This is a genomic window from Nocardia sp. MH4 (assembly GCF_019266065.1).
GTDB lineage: Bacteria > Actinomycetota > Actinomycetes > Mycobacteriales > Mycobacteriaceae > Nocardia > Nocardia canadensis.
On the sequence record NZ_LPNR01000120.1, the window covers coordinates 1 to 15,629 of the forward strand.

At 70.4% G+C, this 15,629-nt stretch carries 13 protein-coding genes; 8 read left to right on the forward strand and 5 right to left on the reverse strand.

The window, feature by feature from the left end:
• A partial coding sequence (locus ATM97_RS26950; protein WP_218721001.1) for a molybdopterin dinucleotide binding domain-containing protein occupies positions 1–1,386 on the forward strand: 1,386 nt, incomplete at its 5' end.
• Positions 1,387–1,394: 8 nt separating this feature from the next.
• Here ATM97_RS26950 and ATM97_RS26955 read toward each other — a convergent pair.
• Positions 1,395–2,594 carry a CdaR family transcriptional regulator gene (locus tag ATM97_RS26955; protein ID WP_218721002.1) on the reverse strand — a complete coding sequence of 400 codons (1,200 nt, stop codon included), beginning with the start codon at positions 2,592–2,594 and terminating at the stop codon, positions 1,395–1,397.
• A gap of 107 nt (positions 2,595–2,701) precedes the next feature.
• Here ATM97_RS26955 and ATM97_RS26960 point away from each other — a divergent pair, with 107 nt between their 5' ends.
• Entirely contained in the window at positions 2,702–4,177 is a 1,476-nt protein-coding gene (locus ATM97_RS26960) for a long-chain fatty acid--CoA ligase (RefSeq protein ID WP_218721003.1), read from the forward strand.
• A gap of 47 nt (positions 4,178–4,224) precedes the next feature.
• Positions 4,225–5,070, forward strand: a complete 846-nt coding sequence (locus tag ATM97_RS26965; protein WP_218721004.1) for an alpha/beta fold hydrolase — start codon at positions 4,225–4,227, stop codon at positions 5,068–5,070.
• On the opposite strand, the gene ATM97_RS26970 is transcribed toward ATM97_RS26965, so the two are convergent.
• Complete coding sequence (locus ATM97_RS26970; RefSeq protein WP_308248633.1) at positions 5,067–5,879, reverse strand: SAM-dependent methyltransferase; 813 nt, start codon at positions 5,877–5,879, stop codon at positions 5,067–5,069. The two genes, ATM97_RS26965 and ATM97_RS26970, sit on opposite strands and share 4 nt — an antisense overlap.
• A gap of 96 nt (positions 5,880–5,975) precedes the next feature.
• Here ATM97_RS26970 and ATM97_RS26975 point away from each other — a divergent pair, with 96 nt between their 5' ends.
• Together ATM97_RS26975 and ATM97_RS26980 are read left to right on the forward strand one after the other, a co-directional pair.
• Complete coding sequence (locus ATM97_RS26975; protein WP_218721005.1) at positions 5,976–7,154, forward strand: cytochrome P450; 1,179 nt, start codon at positions 5,976–5,978, stop codon at positions 7,152–7,154.
• Positions 7,155–7,371: 217 nt separating this feature from the next.
• Positions 7,372–7,797, forward strand: a complete 426-nt coding sequence (locus tag ATM97_RS26980; RefSeq protein WP_218721006.1) for a hypothetical protein — start codon at positions 7,372–7,374, stop codon at positions 7,795–7,797.
• A gap of 1 nt (position 7,798) precedes the next feature.
• Here ATM97_RS26980 and ATM97_RS26985 read toward each other — a convergent pair whose 3' ends face one another.
• Positions 7,799–8,212, reverse strand: a complete 414-nt coding sequence (locus ATM97_RS26985) for a hypothetical protein (RefSeq protein WP_218721007.1) — start codon at positions 8,210–8,212, stop codon at positions 7,799–7,801.
• Between the two features lie 253 nt (positions 8,213–8,465).
• Here ATM97_RS26985 and ATM97_RS26990 point away from each other — a divergent pair, with 253 nt between their 5' ends.
• The gene (locus ATM97_RS26990) at positions 8,466–10,448 is read left to right on the forward strand and encodes a serine protease (RefSeq protein ID WP_255588502.1); all 1,983 of its coding nucleotides are present in this window, start codon (positions 8,466–8,468) and stop codon (positions 10,446–10,448) included.
• 47 nt (positions 10,449–10,495) lie between these two features.
• Here the strand turns inward: ATM97_RS26990 and ATM97_RS26995 are convergent, their stop codons facing one another.
• Positions 10,496–11,452: a caspase family protein gene (locus tag ATM97_RS26995; RefSeq protein WP_218721008.1), complete on the reverse strand. Its 957-nt coding sequence runs from the start codon at positions 11,450–11,452 to the stop codon at positions 10,496–10,498.
• Positions 11,453–11,673: 221 nt separating this feature from the next.
• Between ATM97_RS26995 and ATM97_RS27000 the strand changes: the two genes are divergently transcribed.
• Together ATM97_RS27000 and ATM97_RS27005 are read left to right on the forward strand one after the other, a co-directional pair.
• A complete protein-coding gene (locus tag ATM97_RS27000) occupies positions 11,674–11,958 on the forward strand; it encodes a hypothetical protein (protein ID WP_218721009.1) in 285 nt (94 codons plus the stop codon).
• A gap of 6 nt (positions 11,959–11,964) precedes the next feature.
• Positions 11,965–14,661 carry a hypothetical protein gene (locus ATM97_RS27005; protein WP_218721010.1) on the forward strand — a complete coding sequence of 899 codons (2,697 nt, stop codon included), beginning with the start codon at positions 11,965–11,967 and terminating at the stop codon, positions 14,659–14,661.
• A gap of 3 nt (positions 14,662–14,664) precedes the next feature.
• On the opposite strand, the gene ATM97_RS27010 is transcribed toward ATM97_RS27005, so the two are convergent.
• Positions 14,665–15,420, reverse strand: a complete 756-nt coding sequence (locus ATM97_RS27010) for a hypothetical protein (protein ID WP_218721011.1) — start codon at positions 15,418–15,420, stop codon at positions 14,665–14,667.
• Positions 15,421–15,629: the final 209 nt, after the last annotated feature.

Genomic DNA, 15,629 nt, shown 5'->3' on the forward strand with positions numbered 1-15,629 from the left:
ACCGCGGTCGCGGCCACGGTCGGGACGACGCTGCCCGCGCTGGCCCGGGTCGGTGCGCTGCGACCCGGCGTCGAGGCGGGCGCGTCCGCGCTGCTCGACGCCGTGGTGCCGCTGGCGGGTGGCCTGCTCGCCGGAGGTGGTGGCGGCGGTGGTGGTGGCAACCGGGTCACACCCGTCACCGGGGCGAAGATCATCGGCGGGCTGGTGCCGTGCAACTCGATCGCCGACGAGATCCTCACCGAGCACCCGAAACGGTTCCGCGCCTTGTGGATCGACTCGTCGAACCCGGCGCATTCGCTGCCGGACTCGCAGCGTTTCCGGGACGCGATGCGAGCCACCGAGCTCTCCGTCGTGATCGACGTGGCGTTCACCGAGACGGCCAGGCAGGCCGACTACGTGCTGCCCGCCGCGAGCCAGTTCGAGAAGCCCGAGGCCACGTTCTTCAATTTCGAGTTCCCGCGCAACGTCTTCCACCTGCGCAAGCCGCTGCTGGAACCACTCGCGGGCACGCTGCCCGAGCCGGAGATCTACGCGCGGCTGCTGCGCCGGCTGCGGGTGGTCGACGACGCGACCATCACCCGGCTGCGGCGGGCGGCCGAGACCGGCCGCGCCACCTTCGGCGCGAGTTTCCTGGCGACCGTCGCCGCCAACCCCGCGCTGGGCAAGGTCGTGCCGTTCCTGCTCTACGAAACGCTCGGGGCCACCCTCGATCCCGCGGTGCGCGGCGCCGCGGTGCTGTGGGGAGTGAGCCAGCTGTGCGCGCTGTCGAATCCGAAGGCCGTCGGCCGCGCCGGGTTCACCGGCGGCGGCCTCACGCCGGGGAACGAGCTGTTCGACACGATCCTGGCATCGCCGTCGGGGGTGGTGTTCACCGAGGACACCTGGGACGACGTGTGGCACTACGTCAAACGCGAGGATCGCCGGTTCACCCTCGACGTCGACACCCTGCTCGACCAGGTCCGCGCGCTGCCCACCGCGCGGACAGCGTGGACCACACCGGAATTCCCGCTGGTCCTCGCCGCGGGCGAACGCCGGTCCTTCACTGCGAACACCATCTTGCGCAACCCGGACTGGCGCCGCCGCGACCGCGAGGGGCACCTGCGCGTCAGTGCCGACGACGCCGCCGCGGCCGGCGTGTCCGACGGAGATCGGGCCCGGCTGGTCACCGAGACCGGAACGGCCACCGTGACCGTCGAGATCAGCGACATGATGCGCGCGGGCAATATCGCGCTGCCCAACGGGCACGGTCTGGACTTCCCCGCCGGCGACGGCACCACGACCAGCGCGGGGGTGTCACCGAACGAATTGACCAGCACCGCCCACAAGGACGCCTTCGCCGGCACGCCGTGGCACAAGCACGTGCCCGCGCGCCTGGAAGCGCTGTAGCGCGCGGCTCAGCGCTGCGCGCGCACCGTCGCCAGGACCTGCCATGCCTGCAGTGCCGCACCGAGATCGCGGACGGCGGCGGGATCGGCGAGGGATCGGCCGGTGAGCTTCTCGACGCGCCGCAGACGATAGCGCACCGTATTGGCGTGCAGATAGAGCCGTTCGCCGGTCCTGGTCGCGGAACCGCCTGCGGCGAACCAGGTTTCGAGGGTCTCGAGCAGTCGGCCGCGTTCGTCGTTGGGAAGGGCCAGCACCTCGCGCAGGCGCATGTCGACCATATGCGCGGCCTCCACCGGCGCGGCCGCGACCACCATGCCCAGCGGATTGTCGTCGAACCGGGCGACACCGGACGCGCGATCGGCGAGGCCGACCAGCGCCAAGCGCGCGAAGTGCCACGCCTGCGGGGTCTCGGTGAGCGATTCGTACGGTGGGCTCATACCGATGCGGGCCCGGTGTTTGCGCAGGGCGGCCAGCGCGGCAGGCTCGCGGTCGGCGGGCAGTGCCAGTACGCCGATCTGCTGATCGGGCTGCAGCCGCCAGGCCGAGGTGATCCGGGCGTGGCGCAGGGTCGACTCGATGCCGGGCAGCGCCTCCCGGCCCGCCGCGCTGACCTCCGCGGCCACCACGACGTAGCGGCCGCGCGGCGGCAGGCCCAGGATGCGGGTCGCCTCGCCGAGCGTGGCCGGATCGGCGATGACGCCGGTGAACAGCGCCTCCACCAGTACCGAGCGCTCGTGCTCGCGTTGCAGCATGAGCTCCGAGCTCCTCTCCCGGTACGCGGCGGCGACGGCGACGGAGTACTCCCCGGCCAGCGCCCACACCTCGGCGCCCAGATCGACCAGCACCGCGTCGGTGACCGCCGGATGCCGCCTGGCCTCGGCGACCAGCTCCGACCACAGGAATTCGAACCCGATCCGGAACGCGTGAAGGGTCTCGGCCAGCGGCACCCCCTGCTGGGCGCGCAGCCTGCCCGTCTCCTTCGGCGGCTCGGGATCCACCGGCTCGTCGGTGGTGAAGTGCTGCACCATCAGCGTCAGATTGCGGGTGCAGGAGGTGTGGATGGTCGCGAACGGCACCAGGTTCTCGTCGCGGTAGGTGTCGAGTTCGGCGACGAAGCGCCGGGCCAGCTGCAGCCCGAGATCGTCGATACGCGCGAGCAGTGCCGCGGCGACGTCGACGATCGGGCCCGGAGGCGAGGTTCGAACCATTTCCGCAGCTTACCGGGGGTGGGATTGTTCCCACGGACAACGGTGTCGCGGCGATGTTGTCCGGCGATCCATGGGATCGGCGTCACAGCGGTGCGACGATTTTTCGCATGCCGACGCCCGCTCTGAGCGAGAACCTGCTGCGCTGCGCGCACCGCTATCCGACCCGTCCCGCGCTGCGCGCCGGCGCGACCGTGCTCACCTACGACGAACTCGCCGAACGCACCGCCCTGGTGGCCGCGTTCCTGCGCGATCGCGGCATCGCCCCGGGGGATCGGGTGGCGCTGATGCTGCCGAACGTGCCGGAGTTCGTCGTGCTGTACTACGGCATCCTGCGCGCCGGCGCGGTCGTCGTGCCGATGAACCCGCTGCTGAAGGCGCGCGAAGTCGCCTATTACCTGCGGGATTCGGCCGCGGTGCTGCTGCTGGACTGGGCCGGCGGTCCGGGGGAAGGGCCGCAGGGGGCGCGCGAGGCGCAGACGGCGGTGCTCACCATCGACACCGACGGCCTGGCCGAACTGCTCGCCGGGCACGCCCCCGACCGCGACGATCGCCCGGTCGCCGCCGACGACCCCGCGGTGATCCTCTACACCTCCGGCACCACCGGGACGCCCAAGGGCGCCGCGCTGTCGCACGCCGGGTTGATCCACAACGCCGACGTCTATGCCGTGACCGTGCTCGACATCGGCGCCGACGACGTGATCCTCGGGTGTCTGCCGCTGTTCCACACCTTCGGCCAGACCTGCGCGATGAACACCGCGATCCGCAGCGGCGCCTGCCTGACGCTGGTGCCGCGCTTCGAGCCCGGCGCGGTCTTCGAGGCGATCGCCCGCGACGGCGTCACCGTCTTCGCCGGTGTGCCGACGATGTATTCGGCGCTGCTGCACGATGCCGGAGCCGCCGCGGCGGACGTGTCGACCCTGCGCCGCTGCGTCTCCGGTGGCGCCTCGTTGCCGATGGAACTGCTGCACGCCTTCGAAAAGCGTTTCGGCTGTGTGATTCTCGAAGGCTACGGGCTGTCGGAGACGAGTCCGGTCGTCGCGTTCAACCACGCGGGGCGGGTGCGCAAGCCGGGATCGATCGGTACGCCGATCCGCGATGTGGAGGTCGAGCTCGTCGATCGGATCGACGGGGTCGGGGAGATCGCGGTGCGCGGCCCGAACGTGATGCTCGGCTACTGGGGCCGCCCCGCCGACACCGCCGCCGCGATTCCCGACGGATGGTTCCGCACCGGTGACCTCGCCCGCCGCGACGACGACGGCTACCTCTACATCGTCGACCGCAAGAAGGACATGATCATTCGCGGCGGCTACAACGTCTATCCGCGCGAGATCGAAGAGGTGCTCTACGAGCATCCCGAGATCACCCAGGCGGCGGTGATCGGCATCGCCGACGCGCATCTGGGCGAGGAGATCGTGGCCGCGGTCGCCTTGTGCGAGGGCGCGACCAGCACCGGCGCGCAGATCCAGGAGTTCGTCCGGGTCCGGGTCGCCGCCTACAAGTACCCGCGCCAGGTGTGGCTGCTCGACGCGCTGCCCACCGGGCCGACCGGCAAGATCCTCAAACGCGCCATCGCCCGGCCGTGAAACCCGCTCCCGCACCACATTTCCCGCACATCACACAGGAGTGATCCATGTTCACCTACACCAGCAGCGACGGCACGACCATCCACGTCCGCTCCTGGCTGCCCGCCGGGGACGACGTCACCGGCGTGGTCCAGATCGCGCACGGCATGGGCGAGTACGCCGCGCGTTACAGCCATCTCGCCGAGCGTCTCGCCGGGCTCGGCTACGCGGTCTACGCCGCCGACCACCGCGGACACGGCCACAGCATGACCGGGGTGCCCGGTGACCTGGGCGACAACGGCTGGAACCTGCTCGTCGAGGACATGGCCGCGCTGACCACGATCCTGCGCGAGACCCATCCCGGGCGCCGCGTGGTGCTGTTCGGGCACAGCCTCGGTTCGTTCGCGGTCCAGCAGTATCTGCTCGATCACGACGCGCTCGTCGACGCCGCCGTCCTGTGCGGCACCACCGCGGTCGACGAGCTGTTCATCGAGATCGCCGCCGCCGACGGCGATCTGCTCGGCCTGTTCAACCGGGAATTCCAGCCCGTGCGCACCACCGCCGACTGGCTCAGCCGCGACGAGGCCCAGGTCGACGCCTACCTGGCCCACCCGTGGTGCGGATTCGAAATCGACGCGGCGAACATGGCGCTGCTGGCCAGGGCGGGCACCGAACGGCTGGCCCGGCCGCGCGGCATCAGGACCGACCTGCCGCTGTATGTCATGGTCGGTGACCGCGATCCGCTCACCGTCGGTGCGCGACTGAGTGCTCTGCAGGTCGAGCGGTATCGCGACGCGGGGCTCACCGACGTCACCTATCGCGTCTATCCGAACGCCCGCCACGAGATCCTCAACGAGATCAACCGCGACGAGGTGGAGAACGAACTCCTCGCGTGGATCTCGCGCGCCAGCTAGGGGATCCGGGCCATCCCGCACAGCATCGAGACCGCTTCCTTGCGCGGGTGCGGGCGCCATTCGGTGGGCCGCCAGTCGATCACCGAGGTGATGCCCGGTGAGACGAGCTCGAGGCCGTCGAAGAAACGGGTGAACTCGGCGGTCGAGCGGAGCCGGAACGGGACGCCGCTGCGCTCGTTGGCGGCGACGTTCGCCGCGAGGTCCTCGGGAGACAGGTGGTCGTCGGTGGCGTGGGTCATGGTGAGGTAGCTGCCCGAGGGCAGGGCCGCGCAGAGTTCGCGCACGATCTCGTAGGGGTGCATCTCGTCGGTGAGGAAGTGCAGCACCGCGCAGAGCATGAGGGCCACCGGCCGGTCGAGGTCGAGGGTGCCGTGTAGAGCCGGATGCTCGAGGATCGAGGCGGGGTCGCGCAGGTCGGCGTCGATGTAGGCGGTCGCGCCACTCGGGGAGCTGTCGAGCAGGTCGCGGGCGTGGTAGAGGACGATCGGGTCGTTGTCGACGTAGACGACGCGGGCTTCCGGGGCGATCTCCTGGGCGAGTTCGTGGACATTGCCCGCGGTCGGCAGTCCGGTGCCGATGTCGAGGAACTGGCGGATGCCCACCGTCTGCACGAGGTAGGGAATCGCGCGACGAAGGAAACTGCGGTTCTCCAGGACGGCGAAATGGATGGAGGGGAACGCCTCGGCGACGGCGTCGGCCGACTTGCGGTCCGCTTCGAAATGGGCGCTGCCGCCCAGCCAGTAGTCGTACCGGCGGGCAGGGTGCGGTTTGGTGACGTCCACCCGGTCGGCAGCGGCCTCGAAGTCCACGGCGCACTTCCCTTCTCTCGACTACGGTCGTCCCTGTCAGCCCGACTCGAGACCGGTGGTGGCGTGGCTGGTCCCGCCGCCGCGAAAGGCACGGCCATGCCCCTGCAGTTCAGCCCCTACGACTTCGCTGTCCATGCCGATCCGTATCCGTACTATGCCAGGTTGCGCAGTGAGTCCCCCGTCTACCGCAACGACACCGACGACTTCTGGGCCCTGTCGCGGCACGCCGACGTCCGGGCGGCGTTGCGCGATTCGGAGCGGTTCTCGAGCGCCAACGGCCTGCGGATGGAGCCGGCGTTCTGGGGACCGCAGGCGGAGAAGTTCTTCTCGTTCGTGGCGATGGACCCGCCCAAGCACACCCGGATGCGCGAACTCGTCGTCCGGGCGTTCACCCAGCGCCGGGTGCAGAGCCTCGAGCCGCGCCTGCGCGAGATCGCCCGGCGCACCCTGCGGCCGCTGCTCGAGCGCGGCAGCTTCGACCTGATCGCCGACTTCGCCGGTCCCTTCCCGACCGACGTCATCTCCGAACTGGTCGGTGTGCCGGAACAGGATCGGGAACTGCTGCGCAAGCTCGGCATGGAGATCATGTACACCGACGCCGAGTCGACCGATCTACGGCCGGAGGCGATGGCCGCGATCGGGGCGCTGGTCGGGTACTACACGGAGCTGACCATCGCGCGCAGTCAGCAGCGCGGCGACGATCTGCTCTCGGGTCTGCTCGACGCCGCCGACGGCGACGACCGGCTCACGCCCGAGGAGATCGTCGGGGTGCTTATCCTGCTCGTCGGGGCGGGCATCGAGACAGTCATGCTGACCCTCGGCAACGCCTGGCACAGCGCCGCGCTGCACCCCGATCAGCGCCGCGCCGCCTTCGACGGCCGCGTCGACGACTGGATCGCGGAGTCCATGCGCTACGACCCGGCCACCCAGGCCCAGTTGCGCACCACCACGACGCCGATCGAGCTGCACGGCGTCGAGATCCCGGCCCAGGCCCGCATCCTGCTGCTGACCGGCTCGGCGCATCGCGACGAGGCGGTCTTCGACAACCCCGACAGCTTCGATCTGGACCGCGATACCAGCGCCTCGCTCGCCTTCGGCGCGGGCCGCCACCACTGTCTGGGCATGAACCTGGCCCAGCTGGAGCTGCGGGTGGCGCTGCAGGAGATCGTCGCCGCGGTGGCCGACTACGAGATCGACACCGACAACCTGGTGCGCATCCACTCGTCGAACAACCGGGGCTTCGCCGCGCTGCCGACCACCGTCACGCTGCGCTGATCCCGCGGCCGGTCGCCGTGCCGCCGGTGCGGCGACCGGATCGTACCGGTGATCCCATGCCCGGTCCCGCGGTTGTGTGATTGGTCCCAATATCGGGGTGGGGTGGTTGCGCCGTGCCGCGAAGACGTCGATGGTGAGTACCTGGGAAGACCAGTCTCACACACCAGTCGGTCGGATTCTGTGGGCCGAGTCGGTAGGAATCGACATCGGAGTCGGTATGAATGCTGTGTTCGAGTGTCATCACGGATGGGTCGTCGACATCGTCGACGACGACGCGCGCGACCCGATCGGCTGGCGCGCGCAGTGTTCCTGCGGCCGATGGCGTGGGCGGCCCTGGCGGCGCTCGCCGCATCCGCTCGGCCACGCGCCCGCCGATCGCCGCCTGCACAGCCCGTCCGGCAGGCTCGACCCCACCCTGACCCGGCTCGTCCTCGACGACTGGGAGTGCCATCAGTTCGAGATGCGGGCGCTGATGCCGGTGCGGCTGGCGTTCCAGGACTCGGAGTCCGCGCGTCAGCGGCTCGTCGAGGCCGTGCGCTTCGTCCGCGCGACGGGCGCGTCCTGGGAGTCGATCGGGCACGTGCTCGGCACCGATTCCGCGGAGCTCGCCGAGCAGTGGTTCGGCACCGGCGCCGCGGTCTGAGTCAGAATCCGGCCAGACCGGAGGCGAGATCGCTGATGTCGAGCGTGGCCAGCACCTGGTCACGGACATCCGGGCAACGCTGGATGGTGACGGTGTCGATCGCGCCGCGGTTGAGCGTGATCGCGGTGTTGATGGCGCCGTTGCGCAACGCCCAGTTGTGCACGGTGCCGTTGTAGGACACCCGGGCGACGGCGGTGCCCTGCTGCCGCCAGTTGTCGATCTCGGCGCGCAGCATGTCGCACAGCTGATCGGCGGCAGCGGTGCCGATCTCCGGTATCTGGGTGGGGGTGGGGCGGGTCGGATCGGACGGTTCGGTACTGGTGCCGCACCCGGCGAGCGCGGCCGCGGCGAGAACCGCGACAACGATGCCGGTGCGCCGCCGGGACCGTCGTCCGCACGATGCGCTGGTGGTCATGAGAACTCCCTGATCGTGACGATCCGGATGCACGTCGGGCGCCCACGCTGGGCCGGGCGACATGCCGCGCGGCCTACTCTCGAAGTATGGTCGCCCGCGTCCGCAGGATCAACGGATTCGTGGTGCGGCCGCCTTGCTCCTCCCGGTGGGCGCGGTAGGCCGAAAATCGAGTGGTCGGCTACTCGTGTCCGGCACCGGATCACCAGCCCACGCTGAGGGAACCAGCTGCATCCTTCTCCGGGCGAGGTGACCCATGGATACCGAAAGCGACACCCGCACCGCCGCATGGCGCGAGCAGATGAACGCCGCGTCGCGGCGCTTCGCCGACAGCGCGACCGAGCGCGACGAGGTGACCCGCAAACGCGAGGCGTCCGAATCCGATGTCGTCGACACCGAGGAACAGATCCTCGCCCGCGCCGACCGGCTGCTGGGCAATGGCGAGGTGCCCGCCCAGGCGGTCATCGAGCTGGGCAGGCAGGACCCGCTCGACAGCATCGGCTCGCTGGAACGGGTCATCGGCTTCGCCAACGAACTGCAGGCCGTCAACTTCCTGACCCGCGGCACCCGCGCGGCCGCCGCCGTCGCCCGGATCTCGCTGTCCGACCACGGCCGCCGGGTGCCGATCGGCACCGGGTCGCTGGTCTCGCCGCAGCTGCTGCTCACCAACAACCATGTGCTGCCCAGCGTCGATGTCGCCGAATCGGTGATCATCGAATTCGCGGCGGAAGCCGGTATCGACAATGTGCCGACCCAGACGGTGCGCTTCGATCTCGCGCCGGGCGACTTCTTCGTCACCGACCGGCACCTGGACTACACCCTCGTGCGAGTGGCGCCCGGTGCCGACGGCACGGCCCCGGGGAACACCTTCGGCTGGAACCCGCTGATCGCCAAGCCGGGCAAGATCGTCATCGGGGAGGCGATGAACGTCGTCGGTCATCCGCTGGGCAGGCTCAAGGAGATCTCGATCCGCGACAACCGGCTCGATCTGCAGCTCGACGACTTCCTGCACTACACCTCCGACACCGAGCCGGGGAACTCCGGGTCGCCGGTCTTCAACGATCAATGGGAGATCGTCGCCCTGCACCACGCCGGCGTGCCCGAGAAGGACGACAAGGGCCGGGTACTGCGCAAGGACGGCAAGCCGTGGCAGGGCGGCGACGGTGACGACGCCATCCGCTGGGTCGCCAACGAAGGCATCCGCGTGAGTGTGCTGCTGCGCGATCTCGGCTCCCGCACCTTCGATCCCGGGCAGCGCGCGCTGCTCGACGAACTCGGCCCCGCCGCATGCCTGGCGGCCGACGCCGTGGTCGTCGACCCGACAGCCGCCGCGCCACCACCGGATTCGGTGGCGGAGACGATCGTGCGCGGTCCGCACGGCAGGCCGAGCGCGTTCGGTGGCAACCGCAGCGTCGTGTTCCTGCACGGTCGCAGGCAGGAGGGCCGCGACCCGGCCGAGCTGCGCCGCAGCTGGACCGCGGGCCTGAACAAGGGCCTCACTCTCGCGGACCTGAGCCCGATCGATCCCGCCGACGTCCACTTCCCCTTCTACGGTGACCAGCTCGTCGCGAGCCTGGGCGCCCGCGAAGCGGCCGTGGCGACCCGATCGGAGCTCTACGAGAGCCTGGTCGCCGAGACCGCCCAGCGCCTCGGCATGCCGACCGCCGCGCAGGCAGGCGACCCGATGGCCCAGGAGGGCTTCGGGTTCGGTTCGGTCGTCCTCGGCCGGGTGCGCGACCAGCTCGGCTGGATCGCCGCGCGCAGTGGCCTGGACTCGCTGCTCATCGGGGCGATCTTCCAGGACGTCGCGGCCTATCTCGACGACGAGAGGGTCCGCAAGGGAGTACTCGACACCGTGCTCGCCGACATGCCGACCAGCGGTGAGCTCGTGCTGGTCAGCCACAGTCTGGGCACGGTGGTGGCGATGGATCTGCTCACCCAGCTGCCCAGGGAGCTGACCGTGCGCCTGCTCGTCACCGCGGGCAGTCCGCTGGGCCTGGACGGGGTCTACGGCAAGCTGCTCACCGGCGGGCCGCACCGGCCGGACCGGATCGGCGACTGGCTCAACACCTGGTACGCCGGCGACCCGATCGCCATCGGCTGCCCGCTGCGCCAGGCATGGGGACCCGACCTGCTCGATCTGCCCGTCGAGAACCCCAAGGAGCGGGCGCACGATATCGCCGAGTACCTCGCGCACCCGGCGGTCGCGGCCACGATCGGGCGCATGCTGACCGACTGAGCACCGGCGCGGCGGGCGCGGCCCGGGCCGCGCCCGCCGCGCCGTGGTCACGGGGTGAACGGACGTTGATCCAGGAACGCGGCATCGGCGTTGATCGTGAACAGGTTCGGAACCTGGTCCGGTGGCATCGCGTTCATGATCCGCTGATGGAACTGCCGATAGCCGGCGTCGAAGGCGCCGTCGCCCCACANCGTGAACAGGTTCGGAACCTGGTCCGGTGGCATCGCGTTCATGATCCGCTGATGGAACTGCCGATAGCCGGCGTCGAAGGCGCCGTCGCCCCACACCTGCAGCAGCGCGCCGGTGAACTGTCCGTTGACCGGCCCGTCGTAGGACAGCTGCGAGTCCTGGCAGCCGGCCAGCAGCACCACGCCCGCCTCGATGGCGGCCCGCGAGTTCGGTCCGGCCAGCTGCTGGACGAACGCGTACATGGCCGCGCGCTGCTTGTTGTCCTCGGTCTGCACCTCCAGCGGCATCGCCTTGGCGCTGCCGTGGACCACGGTGCCGAGGTCGCCACCGGGATCGTCGCGCGCGGCCAGATCGACGATCGCCGTGCGGGTCTCGCGGGTGAAGGCGTCGCGCGCCACCGTGCCGCTGTGGCAGCTGTCCGAGCAGACAACGACCCGCACGCCGGGCGCGAACCGCGACCACATCCGGTACAGCTCGTCGTCGACGATCTGGCGATCGAACACCACCCAGGTCTCGTCGCGGCGGTCGTCCTCCTCGCCGTCGACGTCGCTGGTCTGGCCGCCGTGGCCGGAGTAGGTGACCAGCACCAGATCGCCCGCTCGCGCCGCGCCGGCGAGCCGGGCGATCTCGCCGATGATCGCGAACGATGTCGCCGCGCTGTCGAGCAGCACGCGTGGGCCGGCGAAACCCTGCGCGGCCGCCAGCGCGGCCATGGCATTCGCGTCGTTGACACAGCCCGCGAGCGCGCCGTCCCAGCCGCCGTAGGCGGTGGGATCGACCCGGTTCAGTCCGATGTGCAAGGAGTATCCGCTCACTGTCGTTCCCTCCGTCTGGGATGTCCGATCAGGGGGTGCCGGGGGAGTCCGGCGCGGATCAATTCTTCGGCGGCCGTGCCGGACTCGATAGCGTGCCGCACTACCCCAATCCGGCGAATCGCCCGGCGGAGGTGGAGTAGTGCATTACGCGTTCGGCACGGGTACCCGGTGCGCGACGATATCGGGGTGGGAATCTCCCCACGATTCGAAAGGACAGGGAGATGTTCGATTCGGATATCGAGGACGCGGTCCTGGCAGCCAGCCCGGACACCGGGGAAGAGTGGTTCGAAGCGGCGAAAGCACCGGCCGGCAGGCCCGACAACGGCGTCGGGACGAGGGGAATCGACCGGACCGAGGTCGACGCCGACCGCACCCTGTTCCTCGGACCCGCGACGATGCGGGTCCTCGATGGCGTCCCGCACGCCGACGGCACCATGACGGTGCGGTACCCCGTCGGCCGGGACGCCGAGCTCCGGATGCTGCGCAACTCCATCATCGTGAACTGACCGGCCATGACCACAGCGGAACAGCACGCCGGATCGCCCGTGCGAGCCAGCGGCGATCACGTCACCTCGGGCTTGGCGACCATCGAACAGGTCGGGCGTGGCAAGGTTTTCGCGTCCACCACCGGCATCGTGGTCTTCCTCGTCGCGGTGCAGGCGACGATGGCGTTTCCGCTCGGCGCGCGCACGGCCCAGGAATGCCACACCGCGGGATTGCTGGCCCTGCTGGTGGGCGCCATGATGGCGATCGCGGCGCCGACGGCGACCTACCGGTACTACGTCTACATCTATTCGCTGCGGCTGGACCCGAAGTACGCCCAGTTCGCGAAGCTGGTCTTCGCCGGCTCGCTGCTGCTGTCGGTGCTCGACGGTGGCGCCGATCTCGCGCTGGCGATCCGGCTGACCGGCGAGCCCGCGTCCTGTGGCGGCGCCACGGTGACGCTGCTGCGCGCCCAGGCGGGCCTGCACCTGTTCTTCCTGCTGCTGGCCCTCGTGGTCACCGCCATGATCTGGTACCTCGGCACCAAGCACCGCCTCGCCGGCGACGATCCGTCGCAACCGCAGTACGCGCCGACCCCCACCACCGCCCCCGCGCCGAGCGGGCTGATCATCTGCTGCTCCGGCGGCGGCATCCGGTCCGCGTCGTTCTGCCTCGGCGCGCTCCAGGTACTGCGCGACCGGGGACGCTACCAGAGCGCGACCGCGGTGGTCGGGGTGAGCGGCGGCGGCTACATCGCCGCGGCCATGCACATCCTGCACCGCAACTTCACTGATCCCTACGCACTCGAATCCTCGGAGCTGGCCTATCTGCGCCGCCGCACGCGCTACCTGATGCCGCGCGGCACCGACAAGTTCCGCGCCGTGTTCTCCCTGCTCTACGGCATCGCCGTGAACGCGACGCTGGTCGGGATCTCGCTGCTGGCGGTGTCGTGGTGGCTGGGCTGGCTGCTCGACGACATCGACGTGCTGACCCGCGACGGCGATCGGCTCGAACTGCACCTGGTGCCCGCGGGCGGGTACTGGTACCTGGCGATCGCGCTCGGTCCGTTCGCGCTCGCACTGGCGGCGTTCGTGGTGGAGAAGGCCTGGGATCGGCTGACCATGGTGCCGGACCGGATGCGCAACGTACTCGCGAAGGGGTCCTCCGTGCTGTTGGGGATCGGGGCGCCGCTGGCGGTGCTGCTCGTCGGGGTCCCGGTCGCCCTGTACGTGCTGAGCAGGGTGACCGACGGGTCCGCCGGCGCGCCGACCACGTTGCTCGTCGGGCTCGTCGACCCGGGCGCGAAGGGCGCGCTCACCTTCGGCGCGACGCTGGTCGCGGTGATCGGGCTCGGGCGCTCGGCGTGGAAGGGGCTGCACACGGGCGACGCGGCGAGCGGCTGGTACGGGCGCGTGCTCGCGGTGGTGCGCAAGCAGCTCGCCCCGTGGCTGGGCAGCGCGCTGATCGTCGCGGTCGCCGTCGTGCTGCTGCTGCGCTGGACGACGGTCTTCGCCACCGACGCGCACGCGCGCGCGAACTGGACGCTGGCCTGGTGGATGATCGGCGTCGCCGTCGCGATCAAGGTGTTCACCGACGCCAACCGCACCTCGCTGCACACCTACTACCGCGAAGCGCTGTCGAAAGCCTTTCTCGTGGAGAAGGATCCGCGGTCGCACCAGGCGGTGCCGCTGCCCTACAGCACCGCGCTGCGCTACTCCGACTACGGCAAGCCGGTCGGGCACGGACCGCGGCTGGTCATCGCGGCGGCCGCCAACGCCAACGACGTCGCCTTCGTGCCCACCCGGCGCGGCTGCGTGCCGTTCGTCTTCGATCCGGACCGGATCGGCGTCGTCGGTGACCGCGCGCTCACCCAGGACGGCCTGCGTCCGACCGCGCCCTACGAGCAGGTGGCCGACTACCGGTATCGCGATGTCACCGTGCCCGCGGCGATGGCGATCAGCGGCGCCGCGTTCAGCCCGCTCACCGGCCGCGAGAGCGCCCGCACCCGGCCGGTCCGGATCCTGCTCGCCCTGCTCAACGCGCGTCTGGGAGTGTGGCTGCCGAATCCGTACTGGCGGCCGGTCCCCCAGGGCAGGCTCGCCGCGAAACTGCCCGCGGCCTACAGCTGGGCCGACAAACCGGGACCGTACCGGCTGCTGCGCGAGGCCTTCGGCAATCCGTCGCTGTACGACCGCTGGCTCTATGTCACCGACGGTGGCCACTACGACAACCTCGGGCTGGTGGAGGCGTTGCGCAGGCGGCCGGCGACGGTGCTCGTCCTCGACGCCAGCGGCAGTCCCGACGACCGGTTCTGCGCGCTGGCCGAAGCCATCGCGACGGCGCGCATGGACCACTGCGTGGAGATCACCATCGACCTGCGGCAGATGCTGCGCGGGGAGCGCAAGCGCGCCCACAAGGCGTGGGCACACGGTGTCGCCCGGCATCTCGACGGCGCCACCACCGACATCTACTACCTCCGGTCCCAGCTGATCGACGACCTGAGCTGGGACCTGGAGAACTACAGCAGGGCACATCCGGACTTCCCGTACACCTCCACCGGCGACCAGCTCTACAGCGAATGGGATTTCGAGGCCTACCGCGCCCTCGGGCACGAGGTGACCGAGCGGGCGCTGGCGGATCCCGTCTTCGCCGGGCTGGTCGGTGCGCCCGGCGCCGGAGCGCCGGAGTCCGACGGCGAGACCGGCGCACCGGTCTTGGCCCGCTAGCGCCTACTCGCCGACGACCGATCGCGCGGCGGTCAGCGTGGTGAGTACCCGCTCGGTCTTGGTCAGCTCGGTCGAGATCGACAGACCGTAGCCGCGGACGGCGGCATGGAGCCGGTGCTGCACGTCGAGGGCGCGCGCGTGCAGGGCGGTGGGGGATTCGCCCGGCGCGGGCGTCACTTTCAGCGTGAGCTCGAACAGGTCGAGCCCGTCGACCGTCCACCGCTCGGCGTCGGCGGCCAGATCGCCGACGGCGATGTTGGTCCACTTCGTCGACGCGACCGGACCCATCGCGCGTAGATGATCGACCACGACACCCGGAGGCGTGCAGCTGACCAGGAACTGGCGCTGGGCCGAGTCGAGGGCGTCGGTGACGTCCTCGCCGCACAGGGCCGCCACCCGCAGCGAACCGGCCGGGCGTCTGCTCACCACCGAGGCCGACAGCACCCGGCGTTCGCCGCACCAGTCGCCCTCGATGCGGTACTGCATCCCCGGTTCGCTGAACGGCGTCGCCCAGCGGCCCACCAGCTGCGCGGTGGCGCAGGGCCGCAGTTTGACGGTGAGGTCGTCGTGGTCGCCACTGCGCAGCCGGATGGCGATCCGGCCCGCCAGCAAGGCGGGTGCGCCGCGCGCGCCGGGAACGGCGGGTTCGGCGAACCACACGTCCCGGCTGATCGCGGCGGCATTGGTGCACCCCAGCCGGGTTTGGGCGTCGAGGAGGTCACCGTCGAGATTGACCTTGATTTCGATCGGAGTAGTCACCCGAGCAGCGTCGCCCATGCCCCCGCCGTTCGGCGCGCGTAATTCGCTACTCGATTGCCGTGGGCCGGGCCGCGGCGACATCACGGCCGCCGGAACACGGGCCGGTCAGGGCACCGAGTAGTGCACTACTCGTGACATAGATCACCCGGTGCCGGACACTGATCTGCGACCACTTCTCGTACACCGCGGTTCGAGCCAGTCAGCTACGT